The organism is Nocardia sp. NPDC058058, assembly GCF_042885355.1.
Classification (GTDB): Bacteria; Actinomycetota; Actinomycetes; order Mycobacteriales; family Mycobacteriaceae; genus Nocardia.
This window is the reverse complement of sequence record NZ_JBHVSA010000002.1, coordinates 1,488,386-1,509,828: the sequence shown is the minus strand read 5'-3', so window position 1 is coordinate 1,509,828 and position 21,443 is coordinate 1,488,386. Positions and strand designations below refer to the sequence as shown.

At 66.9% G+C, this 21,443-nt stretch carries 18 protein-coding genes; 8 read left to right on the top strand and 10 right to left on the bottom strand.

The window, feature by feature from the left end:
* Window positions 1–124 precede the first annotated feature (124 nt).
* The 3 genes from ACFVUS_RS21620 to ACFVUS_RS21610 form a co-directional block, all read right to left on the bottom strand.
* Window positions 125–1,336, bottom strand: a complete 1,212-nt coding sequence (locus ACFVUS_RS21620; RefSeq protein WP_387768864.1) for an FAD-dependent monooxygenase — start codon at window positions 1,334–1,336, stop codon at window positions 125–127.
* Window positions 1,337–1,439: 103 nt separating this feature from the next.
* Window positions 1,440–5,111: a BTAD domain-containing putative transcriptional regulator gene (locus ACFVUS_RS21615; RefSeq protein WP_387768861.1), complete on the bottom strand. Its 3,672-nt coding sequence runs from the start codon at window positions 5,109–5,111 to the stop codon at window positions 1,440–1,442.
* 109 nt (window positions 5,112–5,220) lie between these two features.
* On the bottom strand, window positions 5,221–5,994 hold the full coding sequence (locus ACFVUS_RS21610; protein WP_387768858.1) for an SDR family NAD(P)-dependent oxidoreductase: 774 nt from the start codon (window positions 5,992–5,994) through the stop codon (window positions 5,221–5,223).
* A 259-nt stretch (window positions 5,995–6,253) separates the two neighbouring features.
* On the opposite strand from ACFVUS_RS21610, the gene ACFVUS_RS21605 reads away from it, so the two are divergent.
* From ACFVUS_RS21605 to ACFVUS_RS21590, 4 genes are read left to right on the top strand one after another with little or no spacing between them, the layout of a single operon-like run.
* Window positions 6,254–7,183, top strand: coding sequence for a carbohydrate ABC transporter permease (locus ACFVUS_RS21605; RefSeq protein ID WP_387768854.1), 930 nt, complete (start codon window positions 6,254–6,256; stop codon window positions 7,181–7,183).
* A 44-nt stretch (window positions 7,184–7,227) separates the two neighbouring features.
* On the top strand, window positions 7,228–8,019 hold the full coding sequence (locus ACFVUS_RS21600) for a carbohydrate ABC transporter permease (RefSeq protein WP_364637936.1): 792 nt from the start codon (window positions 7,228–7,230) through the stop codon (window positions 8,017–8,019).
* A gap of 19 nt (window positions 8,020–8,038) precedes the next feature.
* Complete coding sequence (locus ACFVUS_RS21595; protein ID WP_387768851.1) at window positions 8,039–9,367, top strand: ABC transporter substrate-binding protein; 1,329 nt, start codon at window positions 8,039–8,041, stop codon at window positions 9,365–9,367.
* Between the two features lie 28 nt (window positions 9,368–9,395).
* Window positions 9,396–10,475 carry an ABC transporter ATP-binding protein gene (locus ACFVUS_RS21590; RefSeq protein ID WP_387768848.1) on the top strand — a complete coding sequence of 360 codons (1,080 nt, stop codon included), beginning with the start codon at window positions 9,396–9,398 and terminating at the stop codon, window positions 10,473–10,475.
* Window positions 10,476–10,501: 26 nt separating this feature from the next.
* Here the strand turns inward: ACFVUS_RS21590 and ACFVUS_RS21585 are convergent, their stop codons facing one another.
* The 3 genes from ACFVUS_RS21585 to ACFVUS_RS21575 form a co-directional block, all read right to left on the bottom strand.
* Window positions 10,502–12,484, bottom strand: a complete 1,983-nt coding sequence (locus ACFVUS_RS21585) for a M13 family metallopeptidase (protein ID WP_387768845.1) — start codon at window positions 12,482–12,484, stop codon at window positions 10,502–10,504.
* Window positions 12,485–12,567: 83 nt separating this feature from the next.
* Complete coding sequence (locus tag ACFVUS_RS21580; protein ID WP_387768842.1) at window positions 12,568–12,948, bottom strand: DUF397 domain-containing protein; 381 nt, start codon at window positions 12,946–12,948, stop codon at window positions 12,568–12,570.
* Between the two features lie 31 nt (window positions 12,949–12,979).
* Window positions 12,980–13,831 carry a Scr1 family TA system antitoxin-like transcriptional regulator gene (locus tag ACFVUS_RS21575; RefSeq protein ID WP_387768839.1) on the bottom strand — a complete coding sequence of 284 codons (852 nt, stop codon included), beginning with the start codon at window positions 13,829–13,831 and terminating at the stop codon, window positions 12,980–12,982.
* Window positions 13,832–13,920: 89 nt separating this feature from the next.
* Here ACFVUS_RS21575 and ACFVUS_RS21570 point away from each other — a divergent pair, with 89 nt between their 5' ends.
* Window positions 13,921–14,394 carry a hypothetical protein gene (locus ACFVUS_RS21570; RefSeq protein ID WP_387768836.1) on the top strand — a complete coding sequence of 158 codons (474 nt, stop codon included), beginning with the start codon at window positions 13,921–13,923 and terminating at the stop codon, window positions 14,392–14,394.
* 30 nt (window positions 14,395–14,424) lie between these two features.
* Here ACFVUS_RS21570 and ACFVUS_RS21565 read toward each other — a convergent pair whose 3' ends face one another.
* Together ACFVUS_RS21565 and ACFVUS_RS21560 are read right to left on the bottom strand one after the other, a co-directional pair.
* Window positions 14,425–14,931, bottom strand: coding sequence for a DUF4190 domain-containing protein (locus ACFVUS_RS21565; protein WP_387768833.1), 507 nt, complete (start codon window positions 14,929–14,931; stop codon window positions 14,425–14,427).
* 99 nt (window positions 14,932–15,030) lie between these two features.
* The gene (locus ACFVUS_RS21560; RefSeq protein ID WP_387768830.1) at window positions 15,031–15,759 is read right to left on the bottom strand and encodes a pirin family protein; all 729 of its coding nucleotides are present in this window, start codon (window positions 15,757–15,759) and stop codon (window positions 15,031–15,033) included.
* Between the two features lie 276 nt (window positions 15,760–16,035).
* Between ACFVUS_RS21560 and ACFVUS_RS21555 the strand changes: the two genes are divergently transcribed.
* The 3 genes from ACFVUS_RS21555 to ACFVUS_RS21545 all read left to right on the top strand — a co-directional run bounded on the left by ACFVUS_RS21555 (window position 16,036) and on the right by ACFVUS_RS21545 (window position 19,639).
* Entirely contained in the window at window positions 16,036–16,506 is a 471-nt protein-coding gene (locus ACFVUS_RS21555; protein ID WP_387768827.1) for an NUDIX hydrolase, read from the top strand.
* A 65-nt stretch (window positions 16,507–16,571) separates the two neighbouring features.
* Entirely contained in the window at window positions 16,572–17,963 is a 1,392-nt protein-coding gene (locus ACFVUS_RS21550) for an MFS transporter (RefSeq protein WP_387770087.1), read from the top strand.
* Between the two features lie 77 nt (window positions 17,964–18,040).
* Window positions 18,041–19,639, top strand: coding sequence for a DUF4185 domain-containing protein (locus ACFVUS_RS21545; RefSeq protein WP_387768824.1), 1,599 nt, complete (start codon window positions 18,041–18,043; stop codon window positions 19,637–19,639).
* 49 nt (window positions 19,640–19,688) lie between these two features.
* On the opposite strand, the gene ACFVUS_RS21540 is transcribed toward ACFVUS_RS21545, so the two are convergent.
* Together ACFVUS_RS21540 and ACFVUS_RS21535 are read right to left on the bottom strand one after the other, a co-directional pair.
* On the bottom strand, window positions 19,689–20,549 hold the full coding sequence (locus ACFVUS_RS21540) for a biotin-dependent carboxyltransferase family protein (RefSeq protein WP_387768821.1): 861 nt from the start codon (window positions 20,547–20,549) through the stop codon (window positions 19,689–19,691).
* Window positions 20,546–21,265, bottom strand: a complete 720-nt coding sequence (locus tag ACFVUS_RS21535; RefSeq protein ID WP_387768818.1) for an allophanate hydrolase subunit 1 — start codon at window positions 21,263–21,265, stop codon at window positions 20,546–20,548. The genes ACFVUS_RS21540 and ACFVUS_RS21535 overlap by 4 nt, the downstream gene beginning before the upstream one ends.
* Window positions 21,266–21,443: the final 178 nt, after the last annotated feature.

Here is a 21,443-nt window from a genome sequence, read left to right as displayed (position 1 = left end):
GCGGGGCCGACATACTTGTGGAGTGGGCTTCGCAAGCGCGGCCGGGTGCGCATCGTCGGTGCGGGGCCTCGGACTTGTACGGCATGCGCACGCGCTGTCGCAGTTGCCGGAGCCGCGTTGTCTCTCAATACTGTTCGAGGCGGATCGCGTTGGCGGCGTGCTCGAGTGGCTTCGTGATCGAGCGCAGGGCCATGCCCTTCCAGGGGAGGTGGCGCAGGGCGCGCATGGCGGTGGTTTGAATCCACACCGCGAATTTGTCGGCGGCCACCATGCGGGTGGCGTTGTCCCAGCCGATGGTCAGGTTCAGGTCGATGTATTCGCGCATGCGGTCCTGATATCCGGCGAAGGCGATGCGGTGATCGCCGCGCGCCGCTTTCAGTTCGCCCGCAAGGACATACGCGCCGACCAGCGCCATGCTGGTGCCCTGCCCGGACAGCGGGGACGGGCAGTAGGCGGCATCGCCGACCAGTGCGACGCGGCCGCTCGACCAGCGCTCCAGGTGAATCTGGCTCACCGAGTCGAAGTAGAAGTCCGGCGAATCCGCCAGGTGCCGCAACAGGTTCGGGGTTTCCCAGCCCGCGTCCGCGAACGCTTCCGCCACCAACCGCCGCTGCGCCGCGCTATCGCGGCGATCGGGCAGGCCCTCGGGAGCGCCGAAGATGAACTGCGCCTTCGCCGAATGCCGCCGGGTGCTGTACACCTGCACGACCCGGCCCGGCATCGGATGCATGATCTCCCAGTGATCCAAGCCCAGATAGTTGGGCACCGAGATGACACACGCGGCCATACCGGTGTGCCGGGCGAACTGCTCCTCCGGACCGAAAGTGCCGCGCCGCACCGCGGAATGCGCACCGTCCGCGCCGATCACCAGGTCGAAGACCTCGGGCGCGGCATTCCGGAAGCGCACCGAGACGCCGTCGCGGCCCTGCGTCAGTTCCGCGATCGAGTCGCCGAAGAGGTAGCGCACATCATTCTTGGTGGCATCGAACAGGATTCGAGCCAGATCACCCCGCAGCACCTCATCGTCCCCGGGCGACCGCAGCCCGATGAGATCCGGGCCGAGTGTGGCCAGCGCCTTCCCCGAACCATCCACCCACTCGCCCCCGCGCATGGCGGTCGAGGCGCGTTGCAACTCCGGTAGCAGCCCCATCAGCTCCACCACCCGCATGGCGGCCCCGCGAATATCGACCTTGTACCCGCCCTCGCGCAGTGCGGGGGCCTCCTCCACAACGGTCACGGTGAACCCGTGCCGATGCAGCCAGTACGCGAGCGCCGGACCCGCAACACTCGCACCGCAGATAAGAACCGTCTTGCTGCTGAACTGCCGCTTCGTCATGCCCAAAGCATCATCCGCACCCCTCACCACCGACTCACCGTCGGCTCACCACCGCACACCGTCCACGCCGATCAACCTGCGGCAGGCCGACCGCGGCCAACCGCTACGGTCCGGTCTGCGCCAGAGCGATCACCTGGTCCGCAGACAGCCCGGTGCCGCGACCGAAGGCGACGTTGAAATCCCGGTCGCCCAGGGTGTTCCGGCAGCGCTCGACGAGGCCGGACACTTCGGGATCGCCGGTTGACGCCAGGCCACGCATGGTCTCGGCCGCTCCGAGCAGTGCCGCCGCCACCTCCGGCGCACCTGACGAGCAGGATGCGGCGGCCATGCCCTCCACCGCGCTGGCCGCCACGGGTGACAGACCACTGCCGAGTGCCAGATCGAAGGCCGCGCGATAGTGTGAAAACCCCTGCACCACTGCTTGTTCGGCGATACTCAGCCGGGCAAGGCCGATCAGTGCGCGGGCGCGGGCCTCGACCGCACCGATCGATTTATCACCGGACGATTCCAATGCCGCCTCGTAGTACGCCCGCGCAGACCCCGGATCGGTAGCGGACGCGATATCGCCGAGTCCACGTAATGCGTTGGCACGCATATCGGTCGCACCTACCGCCCGAGCCAAATCCGCGGCACGTTCGTAGTCGTGAAGCGCACCCTCCCGATCGCCGCTCGCGCGGATATCGCCACGACGGCTGAGCAGATCGGCGATGTCCGCGGCCATGCCCAGTTCCGTGCCCATCGCGATGGCCTCGTCGATCAATGTCAGCGCGGTCCCGTGGTCACCGCGCAGTTCGGCGACGGCGGTCAGCTTGTCCAGGGTGGCGGCAATCGCCCAGCGGTCGCCGATGCCGCGGAAACCGGCCAGGGCCGCGAGGAATTCGGGCTCGGACTCGGCGGCCCGGCCGGACATGAACAGCCCGAGGCCGTCACCCAGCCGCACAAACGCCTGTGACCAGGGATCCGACCCGAACAGTCGGCGCATCCGGTCCGGATCGCCCGGTATCCGCCCACCGGCGAACGCCAGCAGCAGCACGAGATACGGCCTCCGCAGCGGAGTTTCGAGCCTCGCGATCGCGGCGGCCGCCTGCGCGATGACTGTCGTGTATTCGGCCGCTACCGCATGACCGGCCGCATCGAAGGCTTTGGCACCCCGGGCGGCCACAGTGACACACAGAGCGAACTCCTCCGCGTCCCCACTCGAATCCTGCTTCGCGCGTGCGAATTCCCCGCCGGCTTTGCCGGAATCGAGCTCGGTTCGTCGCCCGGAACCTGTTCGCGCACCTTCGAAATCGCCGGGGGCGCGCACCGAAGTCGCCTCGGTACGGCCGAATCCCGGGTGCGGATCGGTGGAATCTCCCAGGCCCCGAGCGAGATACAGATCGGCGGGTCGGGAACCCGGGATCACGGGATCGGAAAGAACCTCGGCGCCTGGGGTGTCCGCGCCGGTGCGGGCGGGTCCTGCCGCGATGTCGGGACTCAGGCCCGTGAGGAGGCGTCGGGCCAGTGCGGGGGCGTCGCCGGGACGGCCGGTCAGCCACCAGTACCAGGCTTGGGAAGCTATGAGGCGTTGTGCCAGTGGGGGATCGGCGCGGGCCGACCAGTGCAGGGCGGCTTGGAGGTTGTCGTGGTCCGCGGTGAGGCGGGCCAGGTGGGTGAGCTGGTCGGGGCCGCGCAGGGCCGGTTCCGAGTGTTCGGCCAGGCGGAGGTAGAACTCCGCGTGCGCGCGCAGGAGGCGGTCGTGGTCGCCGGAATCGCGCAGCTCGCGCAGCCCGAATTCGCGGATCGTCTCGAGCATGCGGTAGCGGCCCGATACCGCCACGACCAGGGATTTGTCGACCAGGCCGGACAGTAGTTCGTCAACGTCACCCGGGAATTCGCGGTCGTCGCGCCATGTTCCGGCACCAGCGCCTCGGTCTTCGACACCGGCGTTCCGGCCTTCGGCACCGGTGTCACGGTTTTCGGCACGGTCGCCCCCGTTTTCGGCACCGGCGTTGGGGTTTTCGGGCCTGCCGCGCATGGCTTCGGCGCTGCCGCGAAGGATTTCGCCGCCGGTGCCGGACGCACAGATGTGCTGGACCGCCGCGAGTGTCGCTCCGTTGGCGAAAACGGTGAAGCGTTGGGCGAGTTGGCGTTCGGCGGGGGTGAGCAGGTCCCAGCTCCAGGCCACGACGGCGTGCAGGGTGGCGTGGCGGGGTTCGGCGGTGCGATCGCCGCGGGACAGCAGGCGGAAGCGGTCGGTGAGGCGGGCATCGATATCGTCGATATCGAGGGTGCGCAGGCGGGCGGCGGCCAGTTCGATGGCGAGGGGGAGGCCGTCCAGGCGGGCGCAGACGCGGCGGACCGCGCCGATGGTGCCGGCGTCCACGGTGAATCCGGGGCGGGCGGCGGCCGCGCGGTCGGCGAAGAGGCGGATCGCGGGGCTGTTCAGTTGCTCGGCCAGCGCGACTTCCGGTGCGGCGATGGGCAATTGGCCCAGGGAGAAGACCGCTTCACCGGTGATGGCCAGGGGTTCTCGGCTGGTGACCAGCACGCGCAAGCCGGGGCAGGCCCGCAGTAGACGGTGGGTGAGGTGCGCGGTGTCGAGGACCAGGTGTTCGGAATTGTCGAGGATGAGCAGTAGGGGCCGGTCGGCGAGCATGGCCAGCAGCTGGGTTTCGGGGTCACGACCACCGGTTGCGTCGCGGCCGCCGAGGGCCGCCACGACCGCGGGCGCGACCTGGGCACCGTCGGCGAGGGCGGCCAGTTCCACGACGCACACCTCACCCTGCACTCGCGCGCCGACCTCCAGCGACAGCCGGGTTTTCCCGGTGCCGCCCGGTCCGGCGATCGTCACCAGGCGTGACCGGGCGAGCAGTGGAATCAGCTGTGCGAGTTCGGTTTCACGGCCGATGAAGCTGGTGAACTGGGCGGGGAGCCTTCGCACGGCGGGTGCCGGGGCGGCATCGGCGCGCAGGATCGCCAGGTGCGCCTCGGTCAATTCCGCGCCCGGGTCAGCGCCGAGCTCATCGGAGAGCAGGCGTCGTCCCTGTTCGAACGATTCCAATGCGTCGGCCTGACGGCCCGCCGCGTAGAGCGCGCGCATGAGCAGGGCGCGCAGGCGTTCCCGTAGTGGATGCGCGGCCACCAACTCCGGCAGCGTGGCCACCACCGAATGGTGATCCCCCAGTGCCAGTGCGGCTTCGGCGCGATCCGCCAGCACGGTGAGACGGGCCTCGTTCAGGCGTGCCACCTGCACCTCGGCGAAAGGCGCGTCGCGGACATCGGCGAGCGCGGGTCCGCGCCAGCAGGCCAGCGCCTGATCCAGCAGCGTCGCCGCGGCGGCCGGATCCCTGTCGCGCAACGCGTTTCGTCCCTGTTCGGCGAGCTGCGCGAAACGGTGCGCGTCCACCGCCCGCGGTTCCACCGCCAATCGATAACCCGCGGGCGAGGATTCGACGAACTCGCTCGTGGCGGACTCCGTACTCGTACCGACCGGCCCACCGGCGGACGCGCCGGTCGCGGCCGACCCCGCATCGGCGGCCGCGCCGGTCCTGGCCGGCCCGTCCGCAGCGCGCAGTGCGCGGCGCAATCGGGAGACCTGGGATTGCAGGGCGTGCGCGGCATCGCCGGGCGGATCCTCACCGTAGAGTCCGTCGATCAAACGTTCCCGGCTGACGAGTTTGCCCGCGTCCAGCGCCAATAGCGTCAGCAATGCTCGCACCTGCGGTCCGCCGACCACGATCGGATTGCCATCGGTCCGCCGTACCTCGATCGAACCGAGTATTCCGAACTGCACGCCGTCAGTATGCCCGCGGCCGCACCGCCGCCGTATCGGACGATCGACCCGAAATCCGGCTGCCCGCCGCGCCTCGCGTCGCCGGGCGGTACGCCCCGGCACCGGATCGCTACGCCCCGATGGCGGGGCTGATGGCCGAACCGCCGCTGACGTCGATCACCGCGGCGGTGACCCAGCGAGCATCGTGCGAGGCCAGGAAGGCGACCACATCGGCGACGTCCGCCGTCTGCCCCATCCGGCCGAGCGCGGTCATGGCGCTCATCTGCGCACGGGCCCCGGGGTTGGCGTCCAGGAACGCCGCCATGCCCTCGGTCTCGGTCGCGCCCGGCGCGACCGAGTTCACCGTGATGCCGCGCGGGCCGAGCTGTACGGCAAGGGTTTTGGTGAGCACGTCCAGTGCGCCCTTGGTCATGGCGTACGCGACCTGCGACGGGGCGGCGATGCGCGGTGCGCAGGACGAGATATTGACGATGCGCCCGCCGTCGGCCAGCAGCGGCAGCGCCCGCTGGGTGATGAACAGCGGCGCGGACACATTCACCGCGAACAGCCGATCGGTGTCGGCGGGGGTGAGCTGTTCGATGGAACCGCCGCCACCGCCACCGCCCGCGTTGTTGACCAGGATGTCCAGCTGTGCACCATCCAGGCCTGCGGCCAATTCATCGAAGAGGGCGTCGATGCCCGCGGGCGCGCCCAGTTCGGCCCGCACCGCGAAGGCGCGGCCGCCCTTGGCCCGGATCTCCTCGACGGTCCGCTCCGCGGCTTCCTTATTACTGCCGTAGTGCACGGCCACCGTCGCGCCGTCGGCGGCCAGGCGCAGTGCGATGGCGCGGCCGATGCCGCGGGAGGCGCCGGTGACGAGTGCGTTCTTACCGGTGAGAGACATGGGGAACTCCTGTGCCGTTCGGGTTTCGGTGCTGGACACAGAGTTGCCGGAGGCGCTCACCGAACCCTCACCGTGTGCTCACCAACGGTGGTGATCGATTCCGGCATGAAAGAGACTGGGCGGACGTACGATTCGGCGCATGTCCGCGCCCCCAGCGGGTGCGTCCGGTGAACAGTCGGTTGCGCCCGTGCGCCGACTATTCAACCGGGCGGCATCCAGTCGTTACCGGCTAGTCGCAAGCAACCGTCACGCTGCGCGGGTGAGATCGAGCCCGGAACGAGTACTGCCGCAGCCCACCGGGCGCGGATGGCGCGGTAGACCCTGGCGGGACTACGCGCTGTTCATAGTGCTCGTCGCGCCAAACCTGGTGCTGCTCTCGGTATTTGTGTATCGGCCGCTGATCGACAATATTCGGCTGTCGTTCTTCGACTTCAATATCTCCGATACCTCCGCCACTTTCATCGGCGTCGACAACTACACCGAGTGGTGGGGTCGGCATGATTCGTGGCAAATCGTAAGCAACACGGTCATCTTCACGCTGGCCGCGGTTATCGGCAGTATGGTGCTTGGTTTGGGTCTGGCGCTGCTGCTGGATCGGAAACTGTTCGGGCGCAATGTGGTCCGCTCCGCGATCTTCGCGCCGTTCGTCATCTCCGGCGCGGCCATCGGCGTGGCCTTCCAGTTCATCTTCGATCCCGGTTTCGGCCTGGTGCAGGATGTGCTGCACCGGCTCGGCGTCGACAAGGCCCCGGACTTCTATCAGGACCCGCACTGGGCACTGTTCATGATCACGGTGACCTACATCTGGAAGAACCTCGGCTACACCTTCGTCATCTATCTCGCTGCCCTGCAAGGGACTCGGGCCGATCTGATGGAGGCCGCCGAGATCGACGGCGCGAGCCGGTGGACCACGTTCACCCGGGTGCTGCTGCCGCAATTGCGGCCCACCACGTTCTTCCTGTCGATCACCGTGCTGCTCAATTCGCTGCAGGTCTTCGACATCATCAATGTGATGACCCGCGGCGGTCCGCTCGGCACCGGCACCACCACCATGGTCTTCCAGGTCTACGAGGAGTCCTTCCGGAACTTCCGGGCCGGATACGGCGCGACCGTCGCCACCATCATGTTCCTGGTGCTGCTGACCGTGACCCTCGTGCAGGTGCGCATCATGGATCGGAACGAACAGTGAAGCTCGACAATGACCGCTGGGCAACGATTTTCGGCTACCTCGCCATGGCGTGCGTGCTGATCATCGTCGGCGTACCGCTGTTCTGGATCATCATCACCTCGTTCAAGGCGCGCGGCGATATCTACGTGCAGCCCGCCGTGTACTGGCCGCACAGCTGGCATCCGGAGAACTACAGCGAAGCCACCACCGCGCTGCCGTTCTGGACCTTCCTGCGCAATTCGCTGATCATCACCGGGGTCATCTCGGCGGTGAAGTTCGTGCTCGGCGTGCTGAGCGCGTACGGCCTGGTCTTCCTGCGGTTTCCGGGCAAGACGGTGCTGTTCCTGGTGATCATCGCCGCGCTCATGGTGCCGAATCAGATCACCGTCATCTCCAATTACGCGCTGGTCGCGCAAATGGGCTGGCGAAACACCTTTCAGGGCATCATCGTTCCGCTCTGCGGCGTCGCGTTCGGCACCTTCCTGATGCGCAATCACTTCCTGTCGCTGCCCGCCGAGGTCATCGAGGCGGCGCGGATGGACGGTGCGGGCTGGTGGCGGCTGCTCACCCGGGTGGTGCTGCCCATGTCCGGACCGACCATGGTGGCGTTCGCGGTGGTCACGCTGGTGAACGAATGGAACGAATACCTGTGGCCGTTCCTGATGGCCGATGACTCGCGCGTCGCCACGCTGCCGGTCGGCCTCACCCTGCTGCAGAACACCGAGAACCCGAGCGTCACCAACTGGGGTCCGGTGATGGCCGGAACCCTGCTCACCATGCTGCCCATTCTCATCGTCTTCCTGGCATTACAGCGTCACATGATCAAGGGCCTCACCTCCGGTGCGGTCAAGGGGTAAGTCCCAGAAGGAGATTCCCGTGTCCGAAGCACGTTTTCCCGCTCTGTCCCGGCGCGGGTTCCTAGGGTTGGCCGGCGCCACGGCGGCCGGACTCGCGCTGACCGCGTGCGCCGGATCCGGCGGCGGCAGCCAGCAGGGCGGCGACTCGAAGACCATCACCTTCTGGTCCAACCACCCGGGCACCTCCAAGGACCTGGAGCTCGAGCTCATCAACCGGTTCCAGGCCAAGTACCCGGATCTGAAGGTCAACCTCGTCGACGCCGGTAAGAACTACGAGGAGGTGTCGCAGAAGTTCAACGCGGCGCTGTCCGGCGGCGAACTGCCCGATGTCGTTGTGCTGTCCGATGTCTGGTGGTTCAACTACGCGCTGAACAGCACCATCGAACCGCTGGACTCGCACTTCGGTTCCGCCGGTGTGAAACTCGACGATTACGTCGATTCGCTGGCCAACGACTACAAGTTCAACAACAAGCACTACGCGCTGCCCTACGCGCGGTCGACGCAGGTCTTCTACTACAACAAGGATGTCTGGGCCAAGGCCGGACTGCCGGACCGCGGCCCGAACTCCTGGCAGGAATTCGACGAGTGGGGCCCGAAGATCCAGGGCGTCATGGGCGGCGACAAGTTCGCGCACGGCTGGGGCGATGCCAAGAACTACCTGGCCTGGACCTTCCAGGGACCGATGTGGACCTTCGGCGGCGGCTACTCCGACGACTGGAAGCTGAAGTTCAGCGATCCCAAGTCGATCGAGGCGGGCAAGTTCTTCAGCGACATGATCAATGTCAAGAAGTACGCGAGCATCCGCCCGCAGATCGCCAATGAATTCGGCACCGGCCTGCTCGGCTCCACCATCGCCTCCACCGGTGACCTCAAGGGCATCATGAAGAACGCCGAGGGCAAGCTGACCGTCGGCACCGCGTTCCTGCCGCACCCGAACGGCGCGGGCGCCACCACCGGCGGTGCGGGACTGGCGATTCCGTCGCGCATCTCGGACGCGCGCAAGGAGAACGCGCTCAAGTTCATCGAGTTCATCACCAATGCCGCGAACACCGCGTACTTCTCGCAGGGCACCGGATATATGCCGGTGCGCAAGTCGGCGCTGAGCGATCCGAGCGAGCAGGACTTCCTGGCCAAGAACCCGAACTCCAAGACCGCCATCGATCAGCTCGCGGTGACCAAGTCGCAGGACTTCGCCCGGGTGTTCGTGCCCGGCGGTGACCAGATCATCGGCACCGGTATGGAGCAGATCGGCCTGCAGAACCGCGATGTCACTTCGGCTTTCGCGGATATCAGCAGCCAGCTGCAGACCATCATCGACCGGCAGATCACGCCCAAGCTGCCCAAATAAGAACTAGCTAGCTAGGAGACCCGCCCGCATGGCGACTGTGCAGTTCGAGGGTGTTTCCCTCAGTTACCCGGGTGCGCCCCGCCCCGCGGTCGAAGACCTGAACCTGGAGATCGCCGACGGCGAATTCCTGGTGCTGGTCGGACCGTCGGGCTGTGGCAAATCCACCAGTCTGCGCATGCTGGCGGGCCTGGAGGCGGTGTCCGCCGGGCGAATTCGCATCGGCGGCGTCGATGTCACCGGACTGCCGCCTCGCTCCCGCGATGTGGCCATGGTCTTCCAGAGCTACGCGCTGTACCCGAATATGACTGTCGCCGAGAACATGGGCTTCGCGTTGCGCAACGCGGGAGTCAGCAAGGCGGACACCTTGATTCAGGTCAAGGAAGCCGCCGCCATGCTGGAACTGGAAGAACTGCTGGACCGCAAACCGGCCAAGCTCTCCGGCGGGCAGCGCCAGCGCGTGGCCATGGGCCGCGCCATCGTGCGCCGTCCCCAGGTCTTCTGCATGGACGAGCCGCTCTCGAATCTCGATGCCAAGCTGCGGGTTTCGACCCGCTCGCAGATCGCGGCGCTCCAGAAGCGACTGGGCACGACCACCGTCTACGTCACCCACGACCAGGTCGAAGCCATGACCATGGGCCACCGGGTGGCGGTCATGAAAGACGGTCACCTGCAACAGATCGCCGCACCCCGCGAGCTCTATGACAACCCGGTCAACACCTTCGTGGCGGGTTTCATCGGCTCACCCGGCATGAATCTGCTCACCGCCTCGGTCCGAGACGGCGCGGCCGTACTGAACGATCTGCGAATCCCGGTGCCCAACAGCGCTTCCGGCAACAAGATCATCATCGGCATCCGCCCCGAGTCCTGGGAAGTCACCACCGATCCGGAGAACTCCCTGGCCGTGGAGGTCGAACTCCTCGAAGAACTCGGCTCCGAGTCCTTCCTCTACTCGCACGGCATCACCGACGAATGGTCCAGCCGCTCCGGCCGAGTCGTCGCCCGCGTAGACCGCCGCTTCCGAGTGGCCCTCGGCGACCGTCTGCATCTCACGCCCAAACAGGACGAACTCTTCTTCTTCGACGCCGAGACCGAAGACCGCCTCCGCTAGGGAGGCGGCTCCGGACCACTCGGGAACTACCAGATCTTCACGCGCTCAGCGGGATCCAGGTAGAGCTCGTCGCCCTGTTTCACGTTGAACGCTTCGTGGAAACTGTCCAGGTTGCGGACCACGCCGTTGCAGCGGAACTCCGGCGGGGAATGCGGGTCCACGGCGAGACGGCGGATGGCTTCCTCCTGGCGCGCCTTGGTGCGCCAGACCTGGGCCCAGCCGAAGAAGACGCGCTGCAGACCGGTCAACTCGTCGAGGACCGGGATTTCCTTACCCTCCATGGCGATTTCGTAGGCGGCCAGGGCGATGGTGAGGCCGCCGAGGTCGCCGATGTTCTCGCCGATGGTGAACTCGCCGTTGACGGTGTGGTCGTCGGAGAGATCCTTGGGGGAGAAGGCGTTGTACTGATCGATGAGCGCCTTGGTGCGCTTACCGAATTCGGTGCGATCGGATTCGGTCCACCAGTCGATCATATTGCCGTCGCCATCGTACTTCGAACCCTGATCGTCGAAGCCGTGGCCGATCTCGTGGCCGATGACCGCGCCGATACCGCCGTAATTGGCGGCGTCGTCGGCGTTCATATCGAAGAACGGCGGCTGGAGAATGGCTGCCGGGAAGACGATTTCGTTCATGCCCGGGTTGTAGTAGGCATTGACCGTCTGCGGGGTCATGAACCATTCGCCGCGATCCACCGGACCGCCCAGCTTGTCCAGGTCGCGATCGTGTTCGGCGGCGTAACCGCTGCGGTAGTTGCCGACCACATCCGCGGGATCGATGGTGATGGCGGCGTAGTCGCGCCACTCGTCCGGGTAGCCGATCTTGGGGGTGAACTTCTCCAGCTTGGCGATGGCGGCCTGCCGGGTGTCCGGGCTCATCCACTCCAGACCGGAAATGCTGCGGCGGTACGCCTCCTGCAAGTTCTCCACCAGCTCGACCATGCGGGCCTTGGCGGCGGGCGGGAAGTGCCGAGCCACATACAGTTTGCCGACGGCCTCGCCGAGCAGATCCTGCACCACCGAGACGCCGCGCTTCCAGCGTTCGCGGTTCTCCGGCGCACCGGTCAGGGTGCGGCCGTAGAAGTCGAAGCTCTCCTCGACCAGGTCATCGGTGAGATACGCGGCGCGCGCCTTGACCACGCGCCAGGCCGCCCACGCCTTCCAATCGTCCAGCGATTCCGCGGCCCACAGCCGGGCAAAAGTGCGCACGTAATCCGGCTGCCGAACCACGAGTTCGGCGAACAGTTCCGGACCGGAGCGATCCACGCCCTCGGCGAGGGCGGAAGTCCAGGCATTCCAGTCGAATTCGGGGTTTTCGGCGGCCAGGGCGTCGAATGTGGTGAGGTTGTAGCTCTTCTCGGCGTCGCGACGGCGCACCACATCCCAATGGCCCTGCGCCAGCTTCTTTTCCAGTTCGAAAACCCGCTGGGCGTCGTAATCCAGCCCGGCGAGCGCGAACATGCGGCCGATATGCGCGACGTACTTCTCGCGAATCTCGGCGTTCTCGGCCTTGTGGTAGTACGACTCATCGGGCAGGCCGATACCGGACTGCGAGGCGTGCACCAGATAGCGCTCGGAATTCTTGTCATCGGTATCGACGTAGAACCCCAGCGCGCCACCGACACCGGTGCGCTGATGGCGGCCGATGAGCGCGGCGAACGCACTCGGGTCGGACACCTCGGCGATCGCGGACAGTTCGGCGGCGATCGGGGACAGCCCGGCGGCGGTGATGGCCGCGGTGTCCATGAAGCTGTTGTACAGATCGCCGATCTTGCGCTCTTCGCTGCCGGACGCGGCATCGGAGGCGGCCGCCTCCTGGATGATGGCCTGCACATCCCGCTCGGCCTGGTCGTAGAGCGTGCGGAAGGCACCGTCCACCGCCCGGTCCGACGGTATGTCGTATTTCTCCAGCCACTCGCCGTTGACGTGGGCGAACAGGTCGTCCTGCACCCGCACGCCCTCGTTACGGAAGGACAGGTCGATACCGGAGGGAGGCGTCAGCTGCGAAGTCACGCCCTCCAGTATGCCGATCTCCCCTCGGTCGGGGCAGCATCACGCGGAGAGCGAAACAACATCACGCGGAGAGCGAAACAAGATCACGCGGCGAGTGCGATCCGATCGAATTCACCGTCCCGCACGCCCGCCAGGAACGCGTCCCATTCGCCAGGGGTGTAGACGAGACCGATCTCCCCGTACCCGAGCGTGGTGAATCCGTCGGCGGCGGTGTGCGCGGTGAGCCGCACGCCACCCGCAGGACGCTCCCGCAGCACGGACAGGAAGGACATCCATTCGACTGCGCTGACGGTGATGATGGGTTCATCGTGTGAGCTGTTGGCCGGATTTCGCCGGAACTTGCTGTCACGGATGAACACCGCCGCACCGTCGAATCGGACCTCGACGCACTGATTCCCATTATTGGTGCGCGTCGACGTGAACCAGCCGGTGGATTCCGGTTGATACTTCGCGGTTTTCAGCATAGGCAGCATTCTACGGTCTCGCATGCGTCTCCTACCCTTGCGAATAACTCTTGATCATTTCCAAAGACTTTGCACGACTGAGAGATTGGTCGAGTGCACGCACAAATGCGAAATCCAGATCGCGAATCAGATCCGGATCCTCCACGGCCCCACCGAAAACCGCGCTCTCCACCCAGCCGAAGGTATGCAGCGCGGTGGAGGGGAAATCCAGCAGATGGAAACTGGAGCCGCCGAGAATCGCACCGCGGGTGGCGGCGAACGGAATCACCCGCACCGTCACCGAATCCAGGTCATCCAAGAGTGTTGCCAGGTGTTCCAGTTGTCCCCGAAGGACTTTCGGGCCGCCGATCTGCTGCACGAGCGTGGCCTCGCCGATGACGGCGGTCAACTCCGGATGATCGCCGTCGCGTAATCGTTCCTGTCTTCGCATCCGCACCGCGACCAACTGCTCCACCTGCACCGGGCGGATCATCACATCGGCGCTGATCAGCGCCCGGGTGTAATCCTCGGTCTGCAGCAGACCGGGCACCACGAGCGAGTCGTAACTGCGGATGGCGTCGGCACCGAATTCCATTCCGTAGTAGCGCTGTAGTTCCGGGCCGATCAGCGCGGGGGATTTCGCCCACCAGCCGCGTTCTTTACTGGCGGTGAGCAATTCGAGGAGCTCGTCGCGCTCCTCACCGTCCACCTCCAGCAGTTCCAGCACCGGGCCGATGGTGGTGGCGGTCAGGACCCGGCGACCCTTCTCCACATGGGACCAATTGGCCGGGGTGAACCCGACCCGCTTGGCGAACGTCGCCGAATCGAAGCCGCGCTGCTCGCGCAGCTCCCGTAATCGCAGTACCAGTTCCCACCGGGCGACGGTGGGTGACACGGGCGCCATGACTGCTGACTCTACGCCCCCAACTCACCGGCGTGTGACTATTGTCATACCGATTGCGGGAGAATAGGGTCGGTAGCAGGAGGTTCGCCATGAGCGCGCTGGACCCGTCCTCGTACACCGCCACCCAGGAGGCGCTGGCCCGCTGCCGGGCCTACCGCAAGGAGCATGGCCTCTACGGGATAGTCGACTCCGCGCTGGGCCGGATCATGTTGGAGATCGGCTCCGTCGGAGCCGTCACCATGCCCGCCGAACTGGGCGCACGCGTCCGCGACCACCTCATCGCGCGCCGCCGCTGCGGCCCGGTGATCAGTCATCCGCGCTCCGGGCGCTGGACCTTCCTCACCGGGCCGACCGACGATTCCTACCTCGATATGGCGCTGTTCTCCGACCTGTTCCGGGATTGCGCGGCGGTGGCGCTGCCCGGTAGCCACATCGTGCTGCCCTCACCCACCGATGAGCACAGCGGCTACCGGATCTGGATCTGCCCGCCGGACAGCGACTTTCGACCCGAACTCGCCGAAGTCGTCGGCGCCACCCGCGAATGCGGCACCGTGCAGCGGTAGCAAGCCGCGCGCGAACGGTCGAGACGGAACTCAGCGGGTGGGGGCCGGGGTCAGCGTGATGCTGAACTTGTCCTCGATGCGCTGCTGGAAATCGTCCTGGCAACGCTGCTGCGCGGCGGTGTCATTGCCCGCCTTGTTCAGGCAGTCGACCAGATCCGTACCACCGTTGTCCTTGAACACCACCCAGACCAGGATGCCGATCACGACGCCGCCGATCAGGCTCAGCACGCCCAGGATCAGGCCGGCCACGGCCATACCGAAACCGCCGGAGGTGCCCTTGCGCGCCTTCATCATGGCGATCAGGCCGAAAATGGCGGCGAGCAAACCGAAGAAGACGCCGACCACGGTGAGGATGACGGTCCAGAACGTCAGCACCGCGATGATGCCGAGCACCAGGGCCGTGATCGCCAGGCCCTTGCCCTTGGGCGATTCCTGCCAGTACTGCGGCTGCTGACCGCCGGGCGGCGGGTAGCCACCGGGCGGCGGCGCGGGGTATTCGCCGTAGTTACCGGGGGGCGGGGGCGGGTACTGCGACATGGGCGTCGTCCTTCCGTCGGTGCTGCTCCCGGTATCGCCAACGCTGCGACCAGCCGTTAACGGGGTCCGGTTCGTCCGGAATCAAGTTATCCCGAAATGCTATTGGCCACCGAGACGAGCGTGCATTTCCCACACCAGGATTTCCGACGGCAGGTTGGCGGTCACCCGCTGCCCGCCGCTGCGCGCCATGCGCACCGCATCACCCTCGTACAGGGTGCCGACACCCTCCAACTCCACCTCACCGCGCGCGATGAACACATGCAGATACGGGGACTCCGGTAGTCGCACCTCCGGCGCGTCCGCGGCCACCGGCATCCGGGCCACATGCATGGCCGAATGGGTGCTGCCGATCGCGATGGCCGTGCGATCCCGATACCGGGGCAGACCCGACGCGACCGTCACCAGACCACCGGACGCCAACTCGTCATCCACCTCGAGCTGCTGATAACCGGGCGCACTGCCCGGCTCATCCGGAACCACCCACATCTGGACGAAATGCACCGGTTCCTCGTGTTCGGGCGCGGTGCTGATGCGCCACGAATCATTCTTCTCCGAATGCAGAATCCCCGAACCCGCGCTCATCCGCTGCGCCAGACCCGGATAGATGACACCGTTGTGCCCGAGCGAATCCTGATGCACCAGGCTGCCACTCAACACCCAGGTGACGATCTCCATATCGCGATGCGGATGAGTTTCGAAGCCCTCACCCGGCAACACGATGTCCTCGTTGTTCACCAGCAAAAGACCGTGGTGCGTGTTGTCGGGGTCGTAATGTTCCCCGAACGAGAACGAATGCTTCGAATCCAGCCACGCCACACGAGTTTTCATGCGGTCGCCGCCCCGATGGACATCGATGTGTGGTCTCGTGAGCGTGGACACCGCCCTACTCCCTTCACCGGCGTGCACCGATCGGAATCCAGGGTAGGGCCACATTCGGTGACCCGGGCTGAACTCCGGGTAAATTTTAGCGTGCGAGCAGCGCCGCCCGCACGCCGCCTACCAGGCAGGACGCTCGGAGCGCCGTTCTTCATGCCCTGCCAGCGGCATTCGGTCGGCGACCGTATCATGATGTGCCGCAAGTGAAACCGGAGGGAGAGCAAGGGGATGCGACCCGACGTACTGGCGGGCATCGAACGCGAACTCCGGCAGCAGGCCAACAGCGAGGGGATCACCCACTTCGTCGTGGGTGTGGCCGTTTTCCGTGGGGGAAAACTCCTGGTCGTACGGCGTGTTGCCGATGATTATCACGGGGGCATGTATGAACTTCCGGGTGGCGGAGTGGAATCGGGAGAGAGCTTCGCGCAATGCGTGGAGCGCGAACTCTTCGAAGAGACCGGACTGCGTGTAGTGCGCATCACCGATGTACTCGGCGGATTCGACTACGCCACCCGCACCAAATCCCGCGTACGCAAATACAGCTTCGTAGTCGAAGCGGAATCAGGGGATGTGTTGCTCGCGCCCGGCGAACACGATCAATTCCAATGGATCGACGCCGACAGTCTGGACAACCTACCCATGGCGGACGATATGCGGGCCGCCGTATTCGCACTCGTCACCACGCACCCTTCCAGGTGAACGGGGCCGAGATCGAATCCGCAGAGGTACCCACCACGCCCGCGCCGCCACCGGAACCACAGCGGCTGGAGCGCATTCGGCGTGGCGCGGGCGCGCTGCGCACCGCGCTGCGGGAGAGTCCCGGAGCGCTGCGGCTCGCCGCCGTGCGGCTGTCCGGGCAGTTCGGCGACGGCATGTTCCAGGCCGCACTGTCCGGGGCGATCCTGTTCAACCCCGAACGCGAGACCGATCCGCTGGCCATCGCGGGCGGATTCGCGGCGCTGCTACTGCCGTATTCGATCATCGGGCCGTACGCGGGCGCGCTGCTCGACCGGTGGGATCGGCGCACGGTGCTGCTCATCGCGAATATCCTGCGCGGGTTGCTCATCGGCGTGACCGCGGTGAGCCTGCTCGGCGGGGTGCGGGAGACGCCGCTGCTGTTGCTGGCACTGTCGGTGGTCGGCGTGTCGCGGTTCGTCGGCGCTGGCGTGTCGGCTTCGCTGCCGCGGGTGCTCGCACAACAGCGACTGGTGGCGACCAACTCGATCCTGGCGACCGTTGCCTCCGGCTGCGCGATTCTGGGCGCGGGCGTGGCCTTCGGACTCATCGCGGCCATCGGCGCGGGCGATCGGGCCTCGGCGACGGCGGTCGCCGTGAGCGCCATCGGATCGGTCGTGGGCGCCTGGGCGGCAGCCGGATTCCGGCGGCACGCGCTGGGGCCCGATCCGGACGAACCCCCGGTCGGATCCGACGTACCGGGCCAGCCCGGCCAAGCCGGCGCGGGCAGCCCACCGGCCCAGAGTTCGCTGCGGGCGATCGCCTCCGGATTGCGCTCCGGGGCCGGGGCCGCGTGGCGGTCACGCGAGGTCACCACCGCGATGATCGGCATCGCCGCGCACCGCGCGGTATTCGGTGCGGACACGCTGCTCATGGTGCTCGTGCTGCGGCGCGGGTCCACGGGCGGCGGCGGGGGTGGGCATCACATCGCGAAATTCAGCGCCGCCATCTCCGCGACCGGGGCGGGCATGCTGCTCGCGGCGGTCATCGCGCCCATTCTCATTCCGCGGCTGGGGCGTTCACGCACCATCGTCGCCGGACTGCTCACCGCCATCGTGGTGCAGGTCGTGCTGGTCACGCCCATCACCATCGCCGACGGAACCGGCGAGCGGCGCGCCGAACTGTGCCTGCTCGCGGCGGCGTTCCTGCTCGGACTGGCCGGACAGACCATCAAACTCACCGGTGACGCGGCCATGCAGATCGATATCGACGATCTGCATCGCGGACAGGTATTCGCGCTGCAGGACACCATCTTCAACATCACCTACGTGGGCGCACTGGCCGGAACCGCGCTGTGGATTCCGGCCGATGGGCGCTCACCCATCGTGGTGCTGGCCGCGGCCGGGGTGTACTGCTGTGGAATAGCGGCCATCGCGCTGGTATCGGCTCGATCACAACCGGGCGACAACCGCCACCCGTGAACGCGCACGACGCCCCCGCCGGTTACGGTGGGGGCCGTTCGATCTCGCGCAACCCCGGACGAGGAGACCCGCGCCGCATGGGATTCCGCACGACCGATGCCCTGATCCTGTCAGGCGTACTGACGGTCGGCGCGATCCTGTTGCCCGCCGCACCCGCCGGGGCGCTGCCCGAATGGCAGCCACCGCCGGTGAACAGTTGCGGCGAAACGGGATTCGATCCACTCAGACGCCAGACCGCGCCCGAACCCGCTCCACAGCAGCCGGATCCGACCATCCGCATCCAGATACCGGTTCCCGAGATCACCCAGGTGCCGATTCCGGGACCGCCGCCGGACACCACCCGCATCGAACCCGAGGCGCTGCCCGAGGATCCGTGCGCCGCGCCCTGCCCGGACATTCGCGACAATCCCAAGCCGCCGCCGGTCACCACACCGCCGGAAGGCACTCCGGCGGAAAGCGATCCGACCACCGACGCGCCCGCCCCGACCACCACCGCGCCCGGCGGCTCCGGCTCCGGCGGACTGCCGAAACTGCCGCGCATCGAGATCACGCCCGAGACCGAACCCATCCCGATCCCGGTCCCCGGCGGTGAACCACCCGAACCGCAACCCATGCCCGCACCGGACGTACAACCGCCCGCGGCCGCACCCACCGCCCCGCCGGTCGCACTGCCCAGGGTCGACTCGGTGGACCTGGTCAATCAGATCACCGGGCACGGCTCGGTCAATCGCACCGATATCCGCTGGGGCGTCGACGGCACCGACCTCGGCCTCATGTGGGAGAACCAGCCCGGACAGGTCGCCGTCGTCTTCGGCGACACCTTCGGCAAGGGCTGGGAACCCATCGGCGCGGGCACCGGCGATCAGGACTGGCGCAGCAACACCATCGCCTACAGCAGCAATCACGACCTCGCCGAGGGCCTGGTGCTGGACAACTTCGTGCAGGACACCCGGTGCCACGCCACCGAGATCCTGGACAGCCGCAAGATTCGGAACTTCGAGATCACCACCATCCCGACCTCCGGATTCGCCATCGGGGAGCGGCAGTACCTCAGCTATATGTCGGTCAACCGGTGGAGCCGGATTCCGGGCATGTGGTGGACCAACCAGGGCGGACTCGCCTGGTCCGACGACAACGGGCGCACCTGGACCAAATCCCAATGGGCGCGCTGGGACAACCTGTTCGGACTCGGACGCTTCCAGGTCGCCGCCATGGCGCCGCAGGGCGACTACGTCTACATGTTCGGCACACCCAACGGGCGCATGGGCGTCATCGGACTCGCCCGCGTGCCGCGCGCACAGGTGCTGAACAAAACCGCCTACCAGTACTGGATCAACGGCGGCTGGACCGCCGCCGACGGGGCCAATGAATTGCTCGCCACCCCACTGGTTTCCGGCACCGCCAGCGAGCTGTCCGTGCGCTACGACCCGGACAGCGGGCAATGGCAGATGGTGTACCTCGATCTGCAACGGCATCAGATCGTGCTGCGCACCGCCGCCGAACCACAGGGGACCTGGACCGAACCCGTCGGGCTGCTCGACACCGACGACTATCCGACCGCGTACGGCGGATTCATCCATCCGTGGTCGACCGCGAAAGACCTGTACTTCACGATGTCCGCGTGGAACAGCTACAACGTGTATCTCATGCATGCCACGCTGAATCGCGAAGACTGAACTCGGTTCCGCCTCGCGACCACGGGAAATACCTGTGGCACAGCCGGAATCACGTGCGGCACGGGCGGAAACGGATGCGCTGGCCCGGCCGCGCCTGCGCGACCAGATCCACCTCGGCGGCGGCCACCACGCCGATCACCGGATAGCCGCCAGTGATCGGATGATCGGCCAGGAACACCACCGGCTGACCGCTCGGCGGGACCTGGATCGAGCCCAGTGCCATACCCTCCGTGGGCAATTCGCTGGATACCCGGCGTTCCAGAGCGGGACCGCTGTGCCGATCCAGGCGCGCGCCGATGCGATCCGTCGCCGACGAGACCGTCCAGTCGCCCGCGAAAAGCGCTGCGACAGAGGAGAACCAGTCATCGCGCGGACCCGGAATCACGTGCACGGTGAGCAGACCCGACGCCGGCGGCAATACCGGAGCCACATCCACGATCGGATACTGGCGCGGCGGCGGGCCGACCGGCAGCAGATCACCCGCCCGCAATGGATCCGGACCGAGCCCCGAAAGTGTGTCGCGACTGCGTGATCCGAGCACCGCGGGCACCTCGATGCCGCCGCGAACCGCCACGTAAGTGCGCAAACCGGCCATTGCGAAACCCAGGCGAAGCCGTTGGCCCGCTTCGATTTCCAGCACACTGGCCGCGCCCATCGGGCGGCCGTCGACCGAGGCGGGTGCGGCCGCACCGGTCACGGCAACCGTCAGATGCCGATCGGCCAGCAACTCCAGCCCGCCCAGCAGCACCTCTATCCCGGCCGCGCCCTCCGGATTTCCCACCAGGCGATTGGCCAGCCGCAACGAGGCGCGATCCGCCGCCCCGGCGATACCGACACCGGAATCGAACCAGCCGGGACGCCCCAGATCCTGAATCGTGGCCAGCGGGCCCACCCGCTCGACCCTGATCACGCCAGACCCGCTTCCACATCGACGAATTGGACGGCGGCCGCGGCGCGGATCAGAGCGGGCGGATCCCGATCCACATCCCACAGCGGCACATCGGTACTGCCGATCAACTGCCAGCCACCCGGACTGCGCCGCGGATAGACGGCGGAGTAACCGCCCGCCAGCGCCACCGCGCCCGCCGGTATCGCGGTGCGCGACTCCGGACGGCGCGGCACCGTGAGACGGCCGTCGGCGGATTCCAGATATCCGAAACCCGGAGCGAAACCGACGAAGGCACAACGCCATACGGTGGACGTGTGCCGCGCGATCACCTCGTCCGGGGTCACTCCGAGCAGGCGGGCCACCTCGGGTAGATCCGCGCCGTCATAGCGCACCGGGATGCGAATCGGCTCCGTACCGGGATCGGCCGCCGAACCCGCCGGGGGTGCGTCGGGCAGGGATCGCGGGCCGGGTGATACCGGAGCACCCGCACCCACCCGCGCATCCGATTCCAGTTGTGCGAGCAGTGCATTCAGGCGCACGCGGACCGGTTCGGCGGCAAGAGAATTCGACAGGGTGACCAGTACTGTTTCGGCCGCGGGCAGCACATCGACCACCCCCTCGGGCCGGGTCCGCAATGCCACGACCAGCTCGGCCACCAGTGCGCGCGCCGCCGGAATCACCAGCAGCGCACAATCTCCCGCCGTACGTATCTCACTCCGCACCGGACCCTCGCTCACTACTCGAAGTTGTCCCACCGGCGACCGCCACCGCCGAATGCCGCGGCCCGAGCACCACCCCGCGCGCGGACCACGATCATCGGGCCGCCGCGCCGGAATTCATACGCCGCATATGAAATATCGCGCGATTCGGCGCGCGGCGGGCGAAAACGCGCACCGCGGACAAGTCGCCGGCGAG